At 59.6% G+C, this 21,828-nt stretch carries 17 protein-coding genes; 15 read left to right on the plus strand and 2 right to left on the minus strand.

Translation table 11 applies throughout. The annotated features are described in order from the left end of the window. Positions 1-247 precede the first annotated feature (247 nt). Positions 248-880 (minus strand): TetR/AcrR family transcriptional regulator, encoded by a 633-nt coding sequence (locus ACR0CG_RS10210; RefSeq protein WP_480524570.1) that lies wholly within the window; start codon positions 878-880, stop codon positions 248-250. A gap of 141 nt (positions 881-1,021) precedes the next feature. Here ACR0CG_RS10210 and ACR0CG_RS10215 point away from each other — a divergent pair, with 141 nt between their 5' ends. The 15 genes from ACR0CG_RS10215 (at position 1,022) to ACR0CG_RS10285 (ending at position 20,455) form a co-directional block, all read left to right on the plus strand. Further along, the gene (locus ACR0CG_RS10215) at positions 1,022-2,803 is read left to right on the plus strand and encodes an acyclic terpene utilization AtuA family protein (protein WP_480524572.1); all 1,782 of its coding nucleotides are present in this window, start codon (positions 1,022-1,024) and stop codon (positions 2,801-2,803) included. Continuing rightward, positions 2,803-4,434 carry an acyl-CoA carboxylase subunit beta gene (locus ACR0CG_RS10220; protein ID WP_480524573.1) on the plus strand — a complete coding sequence of 544 codons (1,632 nt, stop codon included), beginning with the start codon at positions 2,803-2,805 and terminating at the stop codon, positions 4,432-4,434. Before ACR0CG_RS10215 ends, ACR0CG_RS10220 begins: the two co-directional genes overlap by 1 nt. Positions 4,435-4,556: 122 nt before the next feature. After that, entirely contained in the window at positions 4,557-6,560 is a 2,004-nt protein-coding gene (locus tag ACR0CG_RS10225) for an acetyl/propionyl/methylcrotonyl-CoA carboxylase subunit alpha (RefSeq protein ID WP_480524575.1), read from the plus strand. After that, a complete protein-coding gene (locus ACR0CG_RS10230) occupies positions 6,553-7,347 on the plus strand; it encodes a TIGR03084 family metal-binding protein (RefSeq protein WP_480524577.1) in 795 nt (264 codons plus the stop codon). Before ACR0CG_RS10225 ends, ACR0CG_RS10230 begins: the two co-directional genes overlap by 8 nt. Before the next feature lie 546 nt (positions 7,348-7,893). Continuing rightward, positions 7,894-9,414, plus strand: coding sequence for an aldehyde dehydrogenase family protein (locus tag ACR0CG_RS10235; protein WP_480524579.1), 1,521 nt, complete (start codon positions 7,894-7,896; stop codon positions 9,412-9,414). Between the two features lies 1 nt (position 9,415). Continuing rightward, on the plus strand, positions 9,416-10,801 hold the full coding sequence (locus ACR0CG_RS10240) for a Rieske 2Fe-2S domain-containing protein (protein WP_480524580.1): 1,386 nt from the start codon (positions 9,416-9,418) through the stop codon (positions 10,799-10,801). 37 nt (positions 10,802-10,838) lie between these two features. Continuing rightward, the gene (locus ACR0CG_RS10245) at positions 10,839-11,468 is read left to right on the plus strand and encodes a hypothetical protein (protein ID WP_480524581.1); all 630 of its coding nucleotides are present in this window, start codon (positions 10,839-10,841) and stop codon (positions 11,466-11,468) included. Then, on the plus strand, positions 11,468-12,094 hold the full coding sequence (locus tag ACR0CG_RS10250; RefSeq protein WP_480524583.1) for a hypothetical protein: 627 nt from the start codon (positions 11,468-11,470) through the stop codon (positions 12,092-12,094). Before ACR0CG_RS10245 ends, ACR0CG_RS10250 begins: the two co-directional genes overlap by 1 nt. After that, entirely contained in the window at positions 12,091-13,284 is a 1,194-nt protein-coding gene (locus ACR0CG_RS10255; RefSeq protein WP_480524584.1) for a YlbE family protein, read from the plus strand. The genes ACR0CG_RS10250 and ACR0CG_RS10255 overlap by 4 nt, the downstream gene beginning before the upstream one ends. After that, positions 13,281-14,003, plus strand: coding sequence for an amidase (locus ACR0CG_RS10260; protein WP_480524586.1), 723 nt, complete (start codon positions 13,281-13,283; stop codon positions 14,001-14,003). The genes ACR0CG_RS10255 and ACR0CG_RS10260 overlap by 4 nt, the downstream gene beginning before the upstream one ends. Then, positions 13,940-14,569 carry an amidase family protein gene (locus ACR0CG_RS10265; protein ID WP_480524588.1) on the plus strand — a complete coding sequence of 210 codons (630 nt, stop codon included), beginning with the start codon at positions 13,940-13,942 and terminating at the stop codon, positions 14,567-14,569. Before ACR0CG_RS10260 ends, ACR0CG_RS10265 begins: the two co-directional genes overlap by 64 nt. Positions 14,570-14,905: 336 nt before the next feature. Further along, entirely contained in the window at positions 14,906-17,002 is a 2,097-nt protein-coding gene (locus ACR0CG_RS10270) for a hydantoinase/oxoprolinase family protein (protein WP_480524590.1), read from the plus strand. Further along, positions 16,999-18,654 carry a hydantoinase B/oxoprolinase family protein gene (locus tag ACR0CG_RS10275; protein ID WP_480524591.1) on the plus strand — a complete coding sequence of 552 codons (1,656 nt, stop codon included), beginning with the start codon at positions 16,999-17,001 and terminating at the stop codon, positions 18,652-18,654. Before ACR0CG_RS10270 ends, ACR0CG_RS10275 begins: the two co-directional genes overlap by 4 nt. After that, entirely contained in the window at positions 18,651-19,718 is a 1,068-nt protein-coding gene (locus tag ACR0CG_RS10280) for a pyridoxal phosphate-dependent aminotransferase (RefSeq protein WP_480524592.1), read from the plus strand. The genes ACR0CG_RS10275 and ACR0CG_RS10280 overlap by 4 nt, the downstream gene beginning before the upstream one ends. Before the next feature lie 38 nt (positions 19,719-19,756). Beyond that, positions 19,757-20,455 carry a maleate cis-trans isomerase family protein gene (locus ACR0CG_RS10285; RefSeq protein ID WP_480524594.1) on the plus strand — a complete coding sequence of 233 codons (699 nt, stop codon included), beginning with the start codon at positions 19,757-19,759 and terminating at the stop codon, positions 20,453-20,455. A 13-nt stretch (positions 20,456-20,468) separates the two neighbouring features. On the opposite strand, the gene ACR0CG_RS10290 is transcribed toward ACR0CG_RS10285, so the two are convergent. Continuing rightward, positions 20,469-21,824 (minus strand): MmgE/PrpD family protein, encoded by a 1,356-nt coding sequence (locus ACR0CG_RS10290; RefSeq protein WP_480524595.1) that lies wholly within the window; start codon positions 21,822-21,824, stop codon positions 20,469-20,471. Between the last annotated feature and the right edge of the window lie 4 nt (positions 21,825-21,828).

Below are 21,828 nucleotides of genomic sequence, written 5' to 3' on the forward strand. Positions count from 1 at the left end.
GTTCGGATAATGCACTGGTCGCGCCCAGTTTGACCGTGTCGAGCCATTCATACCGATCTTTTTGACCCGCTTGATCTCCCGGGTGTCCAGTGATTTGAAAATCTCATGGGCGGGGAAGGCCCTTGCAAAGGTTCGTCTCGGTCTCTGCTCAAGGTTCGCAAGTACGTCGGGATTCTTCGTGTCTTTGCGTAAACATCATCGAAATCCTCTCAAAATGGTTACAGTGCCCGATCTGGGGCATGACTGCCTAGCTTTCGGAACTCACCAGCCGCACCTCGCTTCGCCGTTGCAGATGCGGGGTCAGCAGGTAAATGAACTCCTGCACGATTTCCGCGGTCTCAGCTTCGCTCCGGACAAATGAGTCATGTGTCAGCAAGCCGCGATAGAAAATTCGGGCGATGGTCCACAGGCGAATAAATTTCGCATTGTCGCCATCCGTCGTCTTGAGATGAAGCAATGCGTTTTCATTGATGGTGTCGTTCCAGTCCAGCAGCGAGTCGTGGATCTGGCCCGCAAGCTCCTTATCCGTGCGGATCGCCACCAGAATCTCGTGCAGGGCGCGCATCGCGTCGGTGTTCATGACCTGCCGCCAAAGCCGTTCCAGATCCCTCTCGATCGTCTGCTCAGGTCGGTTTTCGCGGCCAGTCAGCCAGCGGATCGAGGCCTGCATGATCCAGTCGCTGGTGGCCACCATCAATGCGGTCTTCGAGGTAAAGTGGTGGGTCAAAGCCCCGCGCGAAAGCCCCGCCTCTTCGCAAACACGCGACGTGCTGGTTTCGGAGTAGCCGTATTTCACGAGACACCGCATCGTCGCCTCAAGGATCGTCTGCCGCGACTTTTGCGCCCTGGTCTCGCGTTTGGTCGGTTTGCTGTTGGCCATATTCCACCTTATTCAGCTTCGGTCTGCCCCTTTGCGATTTCGAAAGGTTTTATGCGACACGAAGCAGTTGACAAACAGAACGTTCTGTTTGTTTGATGACATCAAAACTGACGCAGGTCCAGTGGTTTCAAAGGGGAGTTCATGCAGAGACAAATCCGAATAGGAGGTGCCAGCGGATTTTGGGGTGAATCTGATATGGCTTTGCCGCAGTTTTTGGAAAGCGGGCGGCTGGACTATATGGTGTTCGACTATCTAGCTGAAATCACGATGTCCGTACTGGCGCGCGCGTGCGCAGCAGATGCAGACAAGGGTTATGCGGTGGACTTCGTGAATTCGGTCCTGCGTCAGAACCTGCCCGAGATCACGCGGCAGAAGATCAAGGTCATTGCAAATGCGGGTGGCGTGAACCCCGAAGCCTGCGGTGAAGCCGTACGGTCACTCATTGCCGATTTGGGGTTGGATCTGAAGGTCGCCGTGGTTTTGGGGGACGATATTCTACCCCGCTTCCAGGCCGGGGAATTCGTTGGCGTGCGCGAAATGTTTGTGAACACTCCGCTGCCGAAACCAGAAAACCTGCAAAGCGCGAACGCCTATCTGGGCGCCTTCCCCATCGCGCAGGCGCTGGCGGGTGGTGCAGAGATAGTTGTAACCGGTCGCTGTGTGGATAGTGCCGTCACGCTGGGGGCCTGTATCCATGAATTTGGCTGGGGAGCGGATGATCTGGACCAACTTGCGGGTGGCAGCCTTGCAGGACATGTAATCGAATGCGGGCCGCAAGCCACAGGTGGTAATTTCACCGATTGGCGGGATGTGGGCGATATGGCCAACATCGGTTATCCAGTCGCAACGCTCACGGCCGACGGAAGCTTTACCGTCGAAAAGCCCAAAGGCACCGGCGGTTTGGTGTCCGTCGGGACCGTCGCTGAACAGATCATTTATGAGATCGGCGACCCGCAGGCCTATATCCTGCCTGATGTTGTCTGCGATTTCTCGCAGGTTGTCGTGACGCAGATCGGCCCCGACCTGGTCCGGGTTGCTGGTGCCCGGGGCCGCGCGCCAACCGAGTCTTATAAGGCCAGTGTCACTTTCCTGGATGGATATAAGGGCTCAATCATGCTGGTGTTTACCGGCTTTGACGCCGAGGCCAAGTTCCGCGCTTATGCGCAGGCGGCTCTGACCCGTGCTCGCGGAAAACTGGCCGCCAGAAACTTGCCGGATTTCGAAGAGATATGCGTTGAGCCGATCGGATCCGAAGCCAAATACGGCGATTATGCCCGAGAATTGGGCGTGCGCGAGATTGCGGGCCGGATCACTGTAAAACACATGGACAAAACCGGCGTCGCCCTTTTCTTGGCCGAGGTAATTGGCGCGGGCCTTGCAACACCAGCCGGTCTGTCCGCCTTTGGCGGTGGCAAGCCAAAGCCGATGCCGATCGTGCGCCTCTTTTCGTGCCTGATCCCGAAATCGGATGTGCCGGTCTATGTCGTCACAGAGAGCGGCGCACAATCAGTGGATATAGCGGGGGGGCAACCATTTACGGATTCCGAACCCCTGCCTGGCATCCCCGCTGTTCTAGAAGCCTGCACAGTCGAAGTGCCCCTGATCAAGTTGGCCTTCGGACGCTCGGGCGACAAGGGCGACAAGGCCAATATCGGCGTGATCGCCCGCAAGCCCGAAAACTTGCCTTATATTGCTGCCGCGGTAACCTCGGATGTGGTGGCGACCCGCTTTGCCCATCGACTGAAAGGCGGGGTAGAGCGGTTCTATATGCCGGGCATGCACGCGCTGAATTTTGTACTGCATGATGCACTGGGTGGCGGTGGCACGGCCGCACTGCAGGACGATCCTCTGGGCAAGGCCTATGGGCAGATTCTGCTGGATCACCCCATTCCTGTTCCCCCCTCTGTTGCGGAGGTGCTCTGATGCCCGTTTTCCAGACCAGAATATCGACCTCATCCGAAGCGTTTGGGCAGAACCGTCGGGATATGCTGGCACTGATCACCGAACTGCGCGAGTACGAAGCGCGCGCCGTTGCGCGTTCGGACAGCCGCAAGGCCCGTTTCGACCAGCGTGGCCAGTTGACCCCGCGCGAGCGGGTCAAGCGCCTGCTGGACCCGGGTATGCCGTTTGTCGAGCTGTTCAATATGGCGAATTTTCTGGTCGACGACCCAGACCCGGAAACCTCCATTCCCGGCGCGTCGATGATAACCGGGATCGGCTATATCAGCGGCACGCGCTGTCTGGTCTATGCCGATGACAGCGGGATCAATGCGGGCGCGTCGACCAATATGTCAGTGAACAAGGGACTGGCCATTCTCAAGATCGCGCTGAAACAAAAGCTGCCCTTTGTGCATCTGGTGGAAAGCGCCGGGGCCAATCTGATGCAGTACACCGTAGAACTTTGGGCCAATGGCGGCGGGCTGTTTTACGGTCTGGCCAAACTGTCCGCAGCCGGCATTCCGACCTTTGTGGTTCTGCACGGGCCTTCCACTGCTGGTGGCGCCTATCAGCCGGGCATGTCGGATTATGTGATCGGTGTGAAACACAACGGTATGGCCGCGCTGGCCGGAGCCGCGCTGACGCAGGCCGCAACCGGTGAGGTGGCCGATGAGCGCGAACTGGGCGGATCGGAGATGCACGCTTCGGTTTCGGGCCTTGTGGAATACCTGGCCGAGGACGATGCGGATGGCATCCTGATATGTCGCGATCTGATCGAGCGTCTGGACTGGAACAAGAACGCCCGCCCCCTACCCCGCAAACAGGTCGAACCGCCGGTCTATTCGCCGGACGAACTCGCGGGTGTCGTCCCTGTGGATTACAGAACCGCCTTTGACTGCCGCGAGATCATGGCCCGGATCACCGACGGCTCGGACCTGCTGGAATTCAAACCCCGTTTTGGCCCTGCAACCGTCTGCGTCCAGGCCCGAATTTTTGGTCATTCGGTCGGTATCATTGGCAACAATGGCCCGTTGGACCCTCAGGGTGCGGCCAAGGCAACGCAGTTCTTCCAGCTCTGCGACAGCGCAGAGATGCCGATCATCTTCCTCAACAACATCACCGGCTACATGGTGGGTACCGAGTACGAGCAGGCGGGTATGATCAAGCTTGGCTCCAAGATGATTCAGGCCGTGTCGAATGTCCGCGTTCCAAAGTTTTCACTCTATGTCGGTGCCAGCTTTGGTGCCGGGAATTACGGCATGTGCGGTCATGCTTTTGATGCGGATTTCCTGTTCTCATGGCCCAATGCGCGCACCGGAGTAATGGGTGGCGAGCAGGCCGCCATGACCATGGACGTTGTTGCCCGCGCCGGAGCCGCCCGCAAGGGGGTTGAGATCACGCCCGAGATGGAAGCGAAGATGGCCAGGCAGAAACAGGCCATTCAGGACGTGTTCGAACCGCAGGAAAGCGTCTTCTACACCTCGGGCCGGATGTTGGACAACGGTATCATCGACCCGCGCGACACTCGTAAAATTCTGGGCTTTTTGATCGAGACCACTTGGGAAGCACGCAACCGAGACCTGAAACCCAACACCTTTGGCATCGCAAGGATTTGAGAGGGCGCAACTTGGCTGATTTCAAGACCCATCAAACCTTCGAACTGGACAATCAGTGCAACAGCCGGACGCTGTGGTCCGACCAGGCCGAAGACACCTCCGAAACCGCAAAGGTCTGATCCATGCCGCGCTTCAACTCGATCCTTGTGGCCAATCGTGGTGAAATTGCGCTGCGGGTGATGAAAACCGCGCGTTCGCTGGGCTATCGCACCATCGCCGTCTATTCCGAGGCCGATGCCACCGAGCCGCACGTGAAATTTGCCGATGATGCGGTCTGTGTGGGTCCGGCACCTGTAGGCGAAAGCTATCTGCGTGCGGACAAAATCCTTGAGGCTGCCAGGAAGGCTGGTGCGGGCGCGGTGCATCCGGGTTATGGCTTCTTGTCAGAAAACGCTGATTTCGCAAAGGCTTGTGTCGACGCGGGTATTGTCTTTATCGGCCCCACGGCCGAAGCGGTTGACCTGATGGGCAACAAGGCTGCCGCCAAGCGTCGGATGATTGAGGCGGGTGTGCCTTGTGTTCCTGGCCGTGAGGGCAAGGGTCAGTCGGATGACCAATTGATCGCTGCCGCAGCCGAGCTCGGTTTTCCAATCATGGTCAAGGCTGCCGCAGGTGGCGGCGGGCGCGGGATGCGTCTGGTCCAGATGGCCGAGGAACTGCCCGCTGCGCTGATCTCGGCCCGGTCCGAGTCGCTGAACGCCTTTGGCTCGGACGAGTTGATTCTGGAAATGGCCCTCATCCGCCCTCGTCATGTCGAGGTTCAGGTTTTTGCCGACGCCCATGGTAACGCCATCCATCTTGGCGAACGTGACTGTTCCGTCCAGCGCCGACACCAGAAGATCATTGAAGAGGCCCCCTGCCCGATCATGACCCCCGGACTGCGTGCTGCGATGGGCAAGGCCGCCGTCGATGCGGCGCTGTCGATCAGCTATCTGGGCGCGGGCACGGTGGAGTTCCTGTTGGACGCCTCGGGCAAGTTCTACTTCCTTGAAATGAATACCCGCCTTCAGGTGGAACACCCGGTGACCGAGATGATCACTGGTATCGATCTTGTGGTGCTGCAAATCAGCATCGCACAAGGCGAACCCCTGCCGTTGGTGCAGGATGATGTGCAGTTGAATGGCCATGCGATCGAGGCGCGTCTTTACGCCGAAGACCCGGCGCAGGACTTCCTGCCGATGACGGGTCATGTGGACCTTTGGCAACCCCATCGCGGCGAAGGCATCAGGATCGACAGCGGTATCGAGACCGGCAGCGTCGTCTCGCCCTATTATGACCCGATGATCGCCAAGGTCATCGCCTGGGGCCCGGACCGTGAAACCGCCACCGCGAGGCTGAGCGCGGCACTGGACAAAACACGACTATTCGGCATCAAGACCAACAAGGGCTTCCTGTCAGCAATTCTTGGCAAGGATGCCTTCGCCAAGGGCCAGGCTACCACTGCCTTCATCGCCGAAGAGTTCGGCGCAGAAGAATTGACGCCACCGGTATTGTCCGAAACCGAAGCAATGATTGCGGCCGTTCTGCAATACGAGGACTCGCGCCAACGGGGTATGGCGGCCGCGCTGGGTATCAACCCGGAACTGGCCAACTTCAGTTCAACCGGGCGTCTGGAAACCGACTATCGTTATGTCAGCGAAGGCATGACCCGCGACGTGACGGTGACTGCCACGGAAGGCCGCTATGACGTGACCTGTGGTAAAACCCGCGCCACCATCGCCATCGACCGTCAAGAAGGCACCGAAGCCCGTTTGCGGGTGAATGGACGCATTGTCCCGGTCGGTGTGCTTGTCACCGAACGCGGCCGTATTCATCTGGACCATCAGGGCCGTACGTTCGCCCTGCGCAACGAGCTCGAATTTCCGGCTTTGGCCGAGGAGGCACGCGGCGGAGGCCGTGTGGCGGCACCGATGCATGGTGCTCTGCTGGAAATCAATGTGGTCGTGGGCGACACCGTCGCCAAGGGCGATCGTCTGGCGGTTCTGGAAACGATGAAAATGCAGCACGCTATCGAAGCGGAAATCGACGGAACCGTGACCGAAGTACAGGCCAGTGCCGGAGGACAGATCGCCGCCGATGAGGTGATCCTGATCATTGAACCCGCCGAGGAGGGCGAAGATGTTTGATCAACCGCAGGCCGTTCAGGCCGAAAGCCAGTCGCTCTACGATCTTCTGAAGGACCGGAGCGAGGAAGATCTGGCCCGCACGACCCTGTTCAAGGGCTGGACCGCCAACCGGATTCTGGGCCATCTGCATGTCTGGAACATCGGTGCAGACCTGTCGCTGAGCAAACCCGAGGCTTTCGCGCCTTTCAACACTGACGCCATGGCCCACTTTAGCAGCGGCGATCTAGTCGGATTCGAGACGAAATACCTCGAGGGCTTATCGGGGCACGCGTTGCTGGATGAGTGGATGTTCTATACCACTGGAATGTGCGACCGCTTTGCGCAGGCCGATCCCAAAGCTCGGGTGCCGTGGGTCGGGCCGGATATGTCCGTGCGATCGTCCATTTCTGCCCGGCTGATGGAAACCTGGTCGCACGCGCAGGCGCTTTACGATCTGTTCGGTGTCGTGCGGCAGGATCACGACTATATCAAGAATATCGTCGTTCTGGGTGTGAACACCTTTGGCTGGACCTACAAGAACCGCAGCTTGGATGTGCCCAGTACGATGCCCTATCTAAACCTGACCGCCCCTTCCGGTGAAGTCTGGGAATGGGGGGAACCCAATGAGGCCGAGCGGATCGAGGGCCGCGCCACAGAGTTTTGTCAGGTCGTCACCCAAACCCGAAATATCGCCGACACCGCCCTACAAGTGACCGGCCCGGTTGCCACGGAATGGATGGGCATGGCGCAGTGTTTTGCGGGCCCCCCCGAAATGCCCCCGACCCCCGGCCAGCGCCATATGGCCTGAGCTCGTAAGAACACGTCTGGGTAAACCCCCCAAAAGTCGCCAGGTATGGCCGCGAACGTTTGGTGCGATCAGGCGACGCGCGACAGCATCTGGTGTCGGCCACGACCCTGATCGCAGACGGTGTCCAACCTGTTGGTGTTCAGGTTCGAGAACTTGGCGGCCGGCAGTTAATTCATTCGCTGCGAACGGCCAAATGCCAAGCCTGAAAACGACCACTCCTCGATTGCGGCCAGCTTAAATCTCGGGCCGCACGGCGCCTCAATTGGCTGCGGAACGGGTCTTTTCCTGCTGGTGAGTACCGTGTTTCGCATGCTCTTGTTGTTCATTTTTCAGATTGTTTCATCACACAGTAAGTAAGTTTTTGCTTTTCGATTTCGAAAATATTATGAATGAAAGTTAAATAGGATCCGCCTGCAATGAGTTCATGCATTTCAACCACCGGCCATCAAATCCCGAGAATGTGTGCAGCGAGCCTGATCCGTCTTGGCAACAGGTGCACAATCTCAAGTCTGCGGAAACCTGAAATGGCGGCTCGGGAGCTGGTAAATGGGCGATAGCGGCTTGAAAACATACGGCCCTTTCATCTCGGGTTCATTCCTGAACTGGCATGGTGAGACATTGCCGAGTGTTGACCCTGCGACGGGTCAGGAATGGTGTCGGTTTGCGTGTTGCGGGTCTGACGAGGTCGATCAGGCTGTTCGTGATGCGGACACGGCGTTTCGAACCGGGCCCTGGGCCAATGCAACATCTTCGCAGCGCGCAGATATCCTAGATGGTCTTGCGGATGGGCTGCAGAGTCGCTGGGAAGAGCTTGTCGAGCCCGAAATCCGTGACAACGGCAAACGCATCGCCGAAGTCCGCGGACAGTTTTCCGGCTTGCACGGCTGGTACAGGTACTTTGCAGATCAGGCACGACAGCTTTCGCCCGCGCCGCAATCGAACGGGGTGTCTGGTGTGGAAAGCACCGGCCATTGGATGCCTTACGGGGTGGTCGCCGCGATCACACCGTGGAATTCACCGCTGATGATCCTGGCGTGGAAACTGGCCCCGGCACTAGCCGCAGGGAATACGGTGGTGGTGAAACCATCCGAGATGGCGTCGGCCTCGACGCTGGAATTTGCGCGACTGGCGTGTGAATGCGGCTTGCCTTCTGGTGTATTGAACGTCGTGACAGGTCACGGGCATGAGGCTGGTGAGACGCTTGTGCGCCACCCGCTGACCCGCAAAGTGACCTTTACCGGCTCTGATATCGGCGGGCGTAAAGTGGCCGAGGCAGCAGCAGCCGGAGTTGTTCCTACTACTCTGGAACTGGGTGGCAAGTCCCCGCAAGTCGTGTTTGCCGATGCCGATCCGGAAAATGCGGTCAACGGCGTCATGTCGGGAATCTTTCTTTCGAATGGTCAGACCTGTGTCGCCGGGTCCCGTCTGATTCTGGAGGAAACGGTTGCCGCCGCCTTTACCAATCGCCTTCTGGAACGCGCCCGCATCCTTCGGCCTGGTGACCCGATGAAAACAGAGACGCAGATCGGACCGTTGGCGAACGAACCGCATTGGACCAAGGTTGCGGCCATGATCCGGCAGGCGAAGGCCGATGGCGCGATTTGCCTTCTTGATGGTACCGAGACAGGGGCCGGGTATCCCGGTTTTTATATCGGACCAACGATTTTCGCCGAAGTGACACCGGACATGCAGCTCTGGCGTGAGGAGGTTTTTGGTCCGGTCCTTGCGATCACCACCTTCGCAACTGAAGACGAGGCCATCGAATTGGCCAACGACACCGACTACGGCCTGGCGGGCGGAGTCTGGACCTCTGATCCGGACAAGGGCGCGCGCGTTGCCGGCGCCATTCATGCAGGCACGGTTTACATCAACCATTTTCGAAGCGTCGATCCGGCAAGTCCCATCGGCGGGTTCAAACTGTCGGGATATGGCCGGGAATTGGGGCCGGATGCCGTCAAGGACTTCCTGCAAAGCAAATCGATCTGGACCGGATCTTCCCCGGTTCCCGACCCCTTCCCGGACCCGACGGAAACAACCCTTTGTGACCCGGAAAGTATGGAGCAATGACATGAGCAATCCAGCCAACGACATCTTGTTCGCAATTCCCGAGGGTGATTTCCGGGGTCATGACCAGCAACAGGTATGGTCACTTGAGCATGATCCGGAACTGACCGAAGTCGGCCCCGGCACACCTTGCGGCGAGTATCTGCGGCGGTTCTGGATGCCGGTCGCGATGACGGATCAGATTGGCGATCTGCCCTATCGACTGCGCATACTGGGCGAGGATCTTGTCCTGTTCCGGGAAAAGAAGGAAGGCAAGCTGGGCCTGACTCATCTGCACTGCTGCCACCGCAACATGAGCCTGGAATTCGGTATCGTCGAAGAGGGTGGCATCCGATGTTCCTATCATGGCTGGAAATACGGTCTGGATGGCACGGTTCTGGAAACGCCCTGCGAACCCCCTGCCAGCCAGGTCAGGAAAAAGGCCTGTCTGGGGGCTTATCCGGTGATCGAATACAAGGGACTTGCCTTTGCTTATCTGGGTCCAAAGAACGAAATGCCGCCATTCCCAGTCATGGACACGTTCGATGATGAAGGAGACGAGCTTGTTCCCTATCTGATCAAATCTCCGTGCAACTGGCTCCAGGTGATGGAGAATGCTTGGGATCCGTTCCATGTCGTGTACCTGCACACGCTGGCCGCCCGCGTGCAGTTCACCGAAGCGTTCGCGCATATGCCGATGATTGAGTTTCACGACTGCGCCACCGGCGATTTCTATACCAACGTGCGCCGGGACGGGGACTATATCTGGGTGCGCGTGCACGACCACATGCTGCCCAGTTTCACGCAGAATGGCGGGCATTTTCCGGTGCCGGACCGCTCGCGCTATTTTGGTCGCGGGGGACTGACGCGCTGGATCACCCCGATCGACGACACCAATACGATGGTCATCGCCTGGCGGCACTTTCGCGACCCCGAGTTCAATGATGACCCGCGAGGGTTGACCAATCGTGACGAGGTCGGGTTCGGCAAAACGGATTTCTACGGACAGGGCCCTGACCGCCCATATGAAACGCGCCAACGAGATCCAGGCGACTACGACGCCTGGGTCAGTCAGGGCCCGATCAATATCCATGCCCGCGAAAACCTGTCGTTTACCGACCGTGGGGTCGCCAAGGCGCGGCGGATGGTACGCAATGCGATCCGGGCGCTGCAAAAAGGCGAGCGCCCCGCACAGCCGACCGACCATTTCACCGGCAGGGTGATCCCAACCTACGCCGGTGACACGGTACTGAAGATCCCGCAGCAGGAAGGCCGCGACGACGGTGCCCTGCAGAAAGAAGTCAGCTTCAAGGTCGCCGAAATCCTGAAATCGGGCGATCACCTGACCGGCAAACAGAGACGCGACTTTATCGTGAAGGAACTGAAGGCTTACGAATCTGGCTGGGCCTGACGGTGAAGGGCGAGGCGACAGGAAAAGGGGATTGGACATGACGCGCATACCGCACAATCCGGGGCGGGTGGAGTGGTCGGGGGAAAACCCGGGCATCTACCTGAAGCGGGATCCGGGTCAGGAGAGGTATGACACTCTGGCGCTTTTCTTCCGCGTGGTTGTATCGCCGTTCGGACGGGGTCATGCGGCCATCGTGCTAGGTGCGCCGGATGACGCACTCGGCTGGCCCAGGGTGCCAAATCTGATCATGACTGATAATCAGCGTATGATGCGTTGGATCGTCGATGGCTGGGTGACGAAAATGCCGACATTCGTAGGCAAGGCCGGGCTGTCCGCGATGACATGGCTGGACTGTGACAGCGTTGAAAAACGTCCCGGAGACCTCAAAACCAGGTATTCGGAGACCCTGCGCGGGTCTGGCGTGACACTCGAGATGATCTGGCGGGATATGGGCCCGCCGCTGCCGGTCGAGGTGACCAAAGAGAACTCGGCGACCAAGGAACACGAGATGTATTCCGTTTTCCTTGAGGCGGGCAAGGCGGAGATCAAGATCAACGGCACAACCCTGCCCGGCCAAGTGGCGGAACGTCAGTTCTTTGGCCGCAGGATGAGCACCGCCTTTCTGGCCTTTTCAGAAACCTGGGTCACGCCGCAGGAGGATGCCTGATGCCACTGAATGAACCGATCACACCGGGCGTGGTTGACTGGACCGGGGAAAATCCCGGAATCCTGTTGAAAGATGACGACGGGAAAATTAGCGCGATGGCCTTGTTTTTCCGTGTTGCCTGGTCGCCTGTGGGACAGGGGCAGGTTCTGCTGCTGTACGGCACCCCCTCTCAGGTCGAAGGCACTTCGGATGCGCCGAATGTCATCCTCAGCGACAATCCCGATCTGACTGCTTTTCTGAAAAAGAACTTCATCAGCAAACTTGCAGCCTTTGCCAACGCGCCAGCTTTTGAAACCCTTCCGGAAATTGGCGCGCAGGTGGTTCGCAGCTCGGGTGACCCGATGAGCCATCGTTACTCTGAAACCATCGTTGGCGGAACCCTGACGGTTGAACTGGTCTGGGAGAAGCTTGAACCACCCCGCGCATTGGAGTTGTCCCCGCATGAGGTGGCATCGGGTGAACAGAACATGTTCTCGCTTCTGATCCCGGCGAAATTCGCGCAGATCATCGTAAATGGGCGTGCATTGCCGGGAAAATTGGGGACACGGGTTCAGGCCGGGTTCGAGACCACGACCGCGTTCCTCTATTTTTCGGAAACCTGGATCATCCCGCCGGAGGTCTCATGACTCTGCACCCCGCCGACCAGCTGGCGTTTGACCGGGCGATGGTGACGCAACCGGTCTGGAACCGTTTTAACACGGCCTCCGAAGCAGTCGGGTTGGCCGAAAACGTGTTGTTGCATGCTGGTCCGGCGTTCTCTGCGCCGGAACAAATCACTGTACCGATCCTGAATTCCGCCTGTGTCGCGGCAGTCTGGGAAGGGTTGGCCCGGGATTTCGATCAGGCCGAAGCGATGATCATGGCACAGGAAATCCTGTTGCAACCAGCGCAAGACCATGACGTGGTCACACCACTGGCTGCCGTTGTCTCCGCAAATATGCCCCTTCACACGATTTACGATGCGTGGCGGGGACAGACGCGGGTATTCACCCCGATCAACGGTGGCGCGCGCCCGTCCATGCGGCTGGGTCTGCGATCCCAGGCAGTGCTGGATCATATCCGCTGGCTGAACACGCGATTTCTGGACATCCTGCAAAACGGCATCGCCGAGGGCCTTGCACTTGTGCCTCTGGCGGTCATTGGTCTGGTGGGTGGTGATGATTGTCACGGGCGAACCCCCGTCAGCACGGCTGCGCTTGTCGAGGAACTGAAAGAACGCAGCCCGAGGGGCATTGATGACGAGGATGCGCTGGAATTCATGGCGACCTCACCGTCCTTGTTTCTGAACCTTTGGATGGCCGCAACCAAGATCATGATGAAACTGGCCGAGGGGGTCGAAGGGTCCAGTTTCGTCACCGCGGCCGGCGGAAACGGGCGCGACGTCGGCATTCAGGTATCTGGCCTGCCCAGGCGTTGGTTCACCATTCCGGCCGCTCCGCCATCAGGTAAATTCGATGTCGATCTACCGGCCGAGCGTGCCCTTGGCGCCATCGGTGACAGCGCTGTGGTCGACGCGTTCGGGCTGGGCGCCATGGCCATCGAACACAGCCCAGAGCAGTTAAAGGGTTTGGGTGCCTTTTTGCCGGACGATGCCAGGACACGTACATCCGGCTTGTCAGTAGGCGCGCACCCATACTTCAATGCCTTGGATATCCGTCTGGGCTCGACCGCCAGAGGGGCGGTTGCGCAAGGGGCAGGTCCGGTGGTCAGCCTTGGCATTCTGGATCGGCTGGGACAGGCTGGGCGCTTAGGCGGTGGGATTTATGACATGCCGGTCGATCCTTTTGCGGCTGCCTTGCGGGCGCTGCCTTCATGACAGAACTGAATGAGCTTGGGGCGTTTGAGCTTGCCGCGCTGATCCGGGCGGGCCAAGCCAAACCGTCCGAAGTAATGGCCGCCCATTTGCATCGCATGGCACGCAGAGAGCCTGAAATTGGCGCCTTCGAATACCTCGATGCTGAGCATGCCATGGAACGGGCGATCCGAGCCGACGCTCTGCCTGTCAACGGGCCGCTGTTTGGGGTGCCTTTCGCGATTAAAGACATCATTGATACCGAAGACATGCCAACAGGATGGGGCAGTGACTTGTATGCGGGGCGGCAGCCAACGCGTAATGCGGCCTGCGTTCAGGCATTCATAAATGCGGGCGCGATTGCAGTCGGCAAGACGGTGACAACCGAGTTCGCCTATTTCCGCCCGAGCAAGACGGCAAACCCCCACAACACCTTGCATACACCCGGCGGATCTTCGTCAGGCTCAGCCGCAGCGGTGGCGGACTTCATGGTGCCGCTGGCCTTTGGTTCGCAAACGGCGGCTTCCCTGATCAGGCCAGCGGCCTATTGCGGGGTATATGGGTTTCGGCCAACTATGGGTGGCTATCCGCTGGACGGAGTCATGGGTTTGTCGCAAAGCCTAGATACCCTGGGCGAGCTGGCCCGAAACCCCGTGATCTTTTGTTGGCGGATTCTGTCTTGCTGGGAACCGATGTGCCGCCGCCGCCAGACTTCCAAGACAATCTGCCGCGTATCGGGCTGATGCGTGGCCCACACTGGATGGATGGCACGGTCGAAATGCGCGATACATGTACTCGTGCGCTGGCTGCAATTGCGGCGGCCGGAGCCGACACAGCAGAGGTCGCCTGCCCGCAGGTGTTTTCCGGACTTTCCGACGCCCAAAACACCGTCATGAGTTATGAGGCCGCCCGGTTGCGCGCTGTCGAATACAGCGCGGGCGAGTCCGCGATCAGCCCGCAATTCCATTCGCTGATCGAGAATGGTCTTCGGACAAGCGAAGCGGACTACGGGCAGGCGCTGACAATCCGCGACAGCGCGTCTGTCGTTCTGAACCAGTTGTTCCGGGATATTGACGCCTTGCTGGTGCCATCGGCTCCGGGACCTGCACCTAAGGGGTTGGAAGCCACCGGCGATCCACTGTTTTCCCGAATGTGGAACCTGTTGCAGGTCCCGTCCTGCGCCGTACCGTTCGGGGTTGATCCAAGCGGCCTGCCGTTGGGATTTCAGTTGATCGCACCATGCGGTGCCGACGCGCGGTTGTTGGGCATTGCGCAATGGGTTCATGATATTCTGCAGGCTGAGCCATAAAATAATGGGCACGAATCCCGGTCCAAGTGGCGTGTAGGTTGCTGGCTATTTGGTTTTCAGTAGTCCTTTGCTGGGGCCACGGGGTCCGCTTCAAAACAAAATTCTGTCGCACGACTATCGGCCGAGCGAGCAAGTGCATGTCGCTAACGAGAACTTTTGTCGCAAATCGGCTTGTCGAAGCATTGGCGCGACGGCAAGATCAATCGCATGAGAGCGAGTCACATCTTGAACCCTCTGGACCGTCGCGCGACCGGTTGCGATCTGGTCGCGTCAGCCTGAAGCGCGGGCATCTGCCCGGGCTCATCTGCGCTGTGACGATCATATCCGGAAAACTTCATGACATTTCAAAGACTGCGTCTGGCCATTGATATTGGCGGCACATTTACCGATACGGTTCTGGTATCCGGTGAAGAGACGATACTGGCTTCGACAAAAACGCTGACCACGCACCAGAACCCGGCAGATGGCGCGATGGAGGGCGCGGTGCGAGTAATGGCACAGTCCGGGCACGACCTGAATGAAGTAACAGGGTTCATTCACGGCACCACCCTTGCAACCAATGCACTGATTGAGCGGCGCGGCGCTGTTGTGGCGACGGTGACGACCGAAGGGTTCCGGGACATCCTTGAGATCGCGTACGAGCGGCGGTACTCGCAATATGACATCAATCTGGAAAAGCCCGATCTGCTGGTGCCGCGCGAACGGGCGCTGACCGTTCGTGAACGGATGGCGGCGGATGGCAGTGTGCTGATCCCTCTGGAGGATGACGCGATTGATGCATTGTTGGCCGATCTAGACGCCAGCGGTGCCGAGGCGGTCGCGATCTGCCTGATGCATGCTTATGCCAATCCCGACCATGAGCGGCGCCTGCGCGATGCGCTAGCCGAGAAACGTCCCGGTTTGACGGTTTCGATCTCGTCCGATGTCAGCCCCGAGGCGCGTGAATTCGACCGTCTCTGCACCACGGTTGCCAATGCCTATATCCAGCCGCTGATGGAAAGCTATCTCGAACGGTTCGTCGCCCGGTTTGAGGCCGAGGGCGTGACCTGCCCGATCCTGATGATGACTGCAGGGGGTGGCATGTGCACGGTACGAACCGCCGCCCGGTTTCCGATCCGACTGGTGGAAAGCGGACCAGCGGGCGGTGCCATCCTTGCCGCGCGCATCGCGGCGCGGGCTGGGATTTGCGATGTTCTGTCCTTTGATGTGGGCGGCACAACCGCCAAGCTGTGCCTGATTGATAGCGCCCGGCCCCAAACCTCACGCCAGTTCGAAATCGCGCGCGCAGCTAGGTTCATCAAGGGATCGGGCATGCCCGTGCGCATTCCGGTGATAGAAATGATCGAGATTGGCGCGGGTGGTGGTTCCATCGCGGATGTCGATCGTCTGGGCCGCCTGACCGTCGGCCCGAAATCGGCCGGATCGGAACCCGGCCCGGTGGCCTTTGGCCGAGGCGGCACAGAACCAACCGTGACCGACAGTGACATCACGCTGGGTTACATCGTGCCGGACACTTTTGCCGAAGGGCACATCAAGCTTGATGCCGAAGCCTCAAAAGAGGCGCTTACCCGTGTGATCGGATCACGCCTGGACACCGATGCGACGGGATCGGCCGATGGGGTCAGCCGGATCGTCGATGAAAGCATGGCCAGCGCTGGCCGGATGCATGCCGTGGAATCGGGCAAGGATCTGGGTCCGCGCACCATGATCGCCTTTGGTGGTAACGGGCCGCTGCACGCCAGCCGTGTGGCGCGTTCGGCCGGGGTCAGCCGGATCGTGATCCCGCCCAATCCGGGCGTCGGCTCGGCGGTGGGTTTCCTGTTCGCACCAGTCAGTTTTGAGATCGTGCGCTCGCGCTACTCGCTGCTGGAGACGCTGGATTTTGACGGGATCAACACCCTGTTCGCTGACATGATTGCCGAGGCCTGTGGCGTTGTTGCACAAGGTGCAGGCGATGCGCTTACCGAGACGCAACGCACTGCCTTTATGCGCTACAACGGTCAGGGTCACGAGATCGAGATTCCCCTGCCCGACCGTGCCTTAACGGCGGATGATATCAGCCCGCTGATAACGGCGTTCGAAACGGAATACCGCAAGCAGTTCTCCCGCCCTGTGCCGGGGATGCAGATCGAGATTCTGAATTGGGCCGTGCGCGTTGCCACGCCGGATGCCGAGGTGACGGATATTCCGACAACACCTGATCTGACCACGATCACACCTTCCGAGACGCGCCCCATCACCTGTGATGTTGACGGGCAGAAAAAGCAGGCAAGCTTTGTCCCCCGCGACAGCCTGAGACCCGGCGACCGGATACATGGCCCGGCACTGATCACCGAACCGCAGACCACAACATTGGTCTCGGCTGATTTCTCGGCGCATGTGGACGCCATTGGAAACCTCGTCCTGCTCCAGGACCAGAAAGGAGGCGCATGATGACTGCCGATCATTCTCCCGCCCGCCTGCAAGTGATGTGGAACCGACTGCTGGCAGTGGTCGAGGAACAGGGCCAGACCCTGATCCGCGCGGCGTTTTCGCCCATTGTGCGGGAATGTGGCGACATCTCTGCCGGGATTTTCGATATCTCCGGCCGGATGCTGGCACAGGCGGTCACCGGCACACCGGGCCATATCAACACCATGGCCGAAGCGGTGATGCATCTGCGCGAGCGTTTCCCGGTGCAGAACATGAAGCCCGGCGACATCTACATGACCAATGATCCCTGGCTCGCCTCGGGGCATCTGAACGATTTTCTGCTGATGATGCCTGCGTTCAAGAATGGCGAGGTCGTGGGCTTTACTTCGTGCACCTCGCATCTGGTCGATCTGGGTGGCCTCGGCATGGGGCCAGAGGGTTCGGACATCTATGACGAAGGTCTGCTGATCCCGCCCTGCAAACTGGTCGAAGAAGGCGTGCCGAACGCGCTGCTGCTCGACATCGTCCGCGCCAACAGCCGCGAGCCAATTGCAAATGAGGGTGACATCTACGCGCTGATCGCCTGCTGCGAGGCGGGTGTGACCCGGTTGGTCGACATGATGGACGAGTTCGGCATCGACGATCTGGACAGGCTGGGAAGCTACATCATCGACACCTCGCGCCGTGGTACGCTCGAAGCAATCGCCGAAGTACCGGAAGGCGTCTACAGGAACGCGCTGAAGATGGACGGCTACGAGAACGAACTGGAACTGCACGCGACACTGACCGTAAGCAAATCGGGCATGCATGTTGATTTCACCGGCACCTCGGGTTGTTCGCGCAAGGGTATCAACGTGCCGCTCAACTATGCCACCGCCTATACAGTGTTCGCACTGCGTTGCATCGTCGGCTCTGACATCCCCAACAATGCCGGGTCGCTGGAACCGTTCACCGTGGACGGACCAAAGGGCTGTATCCTGAATGCACAGCGCCCGGTGCCGGTCGCCATGCGGCATACGCTGGGACAGGTGACGCCGGATCTGGTGCTGGGGTGTCTGCATCAGGCGCTTCCAAAAGCGGTGCCGGCCGAAGGTGCCTCGTGCATGTTCGACCTGCCAATGCGCCATGCCCCCGAAGTGGCCCGTGACGGTGGGCGCGAGTTTGCGGTTGAACCGGTACATAATGGCGGCACCGGCGCTCGGCCACACGCGGATGGCCTGTCGGCCACTGCTTACCCTTCGGGCGTATTCGGATCACAGGTCGAGATCACTGAAAGCGTGGCGCCCGTCACCATCTGGCGGCGCGAACTGCGCCCCGATTCCGGCGGCGCAGGCACGTATCGCGGCGGATTGGGTCAACGGATCGAGATGACCTCGGCCAACGGTGCACCCTTCATCGTATTCCTCTCGGTCGAACGGCTGAAGTTCCCCGCCCTGGGGCGTATGGGCGGACGGCCAGGCGCACCCGGGCGCATCCGTTTCCGCGACGGAGAAGGCGACATTCCCGGCAAGGGCGAGTTGCGGGTCGAAGGCGGCGACTATCTGATTTTCGAAACCCCCGGCGGAGGTGGTTTCGGAGATCCCTCCGAACGCGACGCACAGGCACTTGCGCTGGATCTGAAACGCGGCCTGATCAGCAAGGACGGCGCCAAATCCTACGGTGTTGTGTCATGATCCGCCCGGTTTCCCATGTAGGCGCGATGGCGGCGTATGCGTTGGCCGATCTCGGCGGCGCGGACACCATCTCGCTGGCCCAGAACGAAAGTGCCTTTCCTGCAAGCCCCGCTGCCATCGCGGCGGGACAGGCTGCAATGAGTGATTTGCCACTCTACCCCGATCCGGAGTGGCCGGAACTGCGCGCCGCTATTGCCGATGTGCATCGGCTGGATCCGGCGCGGGTGTTATGCGGCGCCGGCTCGATGGAACTGATTGGTTGCCTGATCCGGGCTTATGCCGGACCTGGCGATCGGGTTCTCGGTACGGACTATGGATATGCGTTCGTCTCGTCCGCTGCGGCGCAGGTGCAGGCTGATTATGTCCAAGCCCGCGAAATTGACCTGACAGTATCCGTTGACGACATCCTTGCTGCGATGTCGCGCAAGACGCGGATCGTTTTTGTCTGCAACCCAGGCAACCCGACGGGCACCTTGATTCCGAACTCCGAGATCCTGCGCCTGCGGGACGGGTTGCCCGCAGATGTTCTGCTGGTCGTGGATCAGGCCTATGCCGAGTTCTCTGATGAGGTCAATGACCCCGCCGGGAATTTTGCCCTGACTGACAGGGGTGATACCGTGGTCATGCGGACGTTTTCCAAGGCTTATGGTCTTGCGGGTGCTCGGGTGGGCTGGGGGTATTTCCCGCCGGCGATTGCGACTGAGATACGAAAGCTTCTGAATCCCAACAATATATCGATCGCCTCGCAAGCCGCCGCAACCGCCGCGATGCGCGATCAGACGCATATGAGGGACGTGATTGCCCGAACCGCCGACATTCGCGACCGCTTCGCCGATCAATGCCGCGCCATGGGCCTGAGCGTTCCCGAAAGCCACACCAACTTCGTCCTGCTGCGTTTTGCCTCGGCCGAAGAAGCACAGCGTGCTGATGCGGCGCTGCGTGCTGAAAATCTGTTGATGCGCGGAATGGGCGGCTATGGGCTGAGCGACTGCCTGCGCGCCACCATATGCGAGGCACCGGTCATGGGTCGATGCCTGGCGGTGCTAAAAAAGGTGATATCATGATTTGCGAAACGCGTAGACGAGCCAAAATAGGCGTCCTTGTGCCCTTCACCAATACCAATCTGGAACCGGATATGGAATTGATGCGCCCGCCGGACACCACCGTCCATTTCCAGCGCATGGGTGGGTACGACGTGGACGAGATTCCGGGATCGGACCAGATGGCAAATCTTGGCGCATCCGATATCAGTCACGACCTGCGAATGATCGCAGGCGTTCGGCCGGACGTGGTATTATACGGTTGCACTTCTGCCACGCTGACTCATGGCCCGTCATTTGACGCGGATCTTGCGCGGCAGATAAAATCCGGTTCGGGCGCGCTTTCTCTGACCGCCGCAGGGTCACTGATTGCGGCGATTACAGCGCTGGGAGCTGCCAAAGTCGGGTTTTCCTCGCCCTACCTGGGGGAAATCAATGCACAGGCGATTGATTTCATGTCTCAAAACGGCATCGAAACCGTTCGTTGCGCTGACATAGGCCGCGAACTGGGGAATTATGGTCAGGGTGAACTGACCCCGGATGAGGTTTTTGATCTGGCCTGTCAGGCCGATCATCCCGACGCGCAGGCAATTGTTCTCAGCTGCACGGACATGCGATCCGTGGAAGCAATTGACCGGATCGAAGAAAAGCTGGGCAAACCAGTGGTGACGCCCAATCAGGCAATGATGTTTTGCCTTATGCGGGCCCTGAATCTTCCGCGTCACGATGCGTTACCAGGCCAGTTGTTCGAGTGGCTTTGATCTTCGCCCCTATTCAGGTGCGGTTCGCAGCGTCGTAGATCAGTGCGCCAAGGTCCGAGAACTTTGATCCGGCTTGGTTGAGCCCGAGAACCGCGTCCCGAATGGCGACGGCCCGTTCTGTACACAGCGACGGGCTGGCGAATTCCATGAACTTTCCGACAACCTCGTCCTGATCCATCGGTGCTTCGGGGCCGCCGCGCGCGTGTACGTCACCCGAGTTCAGCACCTGTCCGTCGGTCGGAGTTATGCTGACATCGGCAGTGCGGCTTTGCGGGAAGCGGTCAGAGTGGCGTGCGGTTTCCGCAACCGTGATGCGCTCGACAATGCTGGCCACCAGCGGGTCGGACAGACCTGCGCCGGTGATGTGCTCGACACCGATCCGGCCATGTGCCGCCATTGTGGCGACCGCAAAAGGCAGCGAGTATTGCGCCTTGGACGTATCATCCGGCATGCCCCGGAACAGGCAGGCGCTTTCCTTGAAGGTGTTCACGTGGATGGCCGCGATATCCTGATGGCTCAGGTTGTTTTCGCGCATCAATGCGCGGGTTGCGTCAATGGCAGCGTGAGCCCAGCGGCAAATCGGATAGGGTTTCACATACTGATGTTCCATCTGCCAGAACTGACCCAGGTCCTGCCAATGCGGGGCGACCTCTTTCGCCTCAATGGTGATGGCAGGCGCGCCGGTAAAGCCCTTTTCTGCCAGTACCGCCGAGGAAATACCCACCAAAGCCCCCCAGCCTGAGCCGTCGTGCAACATGGTCGGGTTAGCGATCTCGCGCATCATCTGGCTGCGCGGACCGTGATACTCGGCGATGCCCATTGCCTGCCGCATCTGTTCAGCGCTCAGACCGCGAAGACGGGCTGCAACCGCCACCACGCCCAATGCATTCCAGGCGCCCGACGTATGATAGTCGCTGACCGTATCATGCAGAGAAATCCCGGTTCGTCCGGCAACTTCATACCCAATCGTCACGGCGGTCAGCGCTTCAGGCCCCGAGAAATCGGGCACCGTTTCCGCCAGTGCCGCCAGGGCGGGAACCACGACGACCCCGATATGGCCCTTTGTCGGGTTATACCCGTCATGACCGTCCAGATTGTCTGTTTGGGTCGCGGCTGCGTAAGCGGCTCCGGCCACGCTGACCCTGCGGCCATCGAACAACATGCGTGCACTTAGCCCCTGTTCACCGGCACCGTATAAGGCTGCCGCGCAGTCTCTTGCGATTTGCCCGGCCTTCATGGGGCCAGCGCCGATGGCGATGCCCAAAGTGTCGAGCAGCATCAGAGCCGCCGCATTGAGAGTGGAGTCCGGAATGTCCTGCGGTTGGCGCCCCAGTGTGAAATCGGCAACGGCTTGAAAGGTGTCTGTCACGGTG

The organism is Ruegeria sp. AB8 (genome assembly GCF_056542605.1).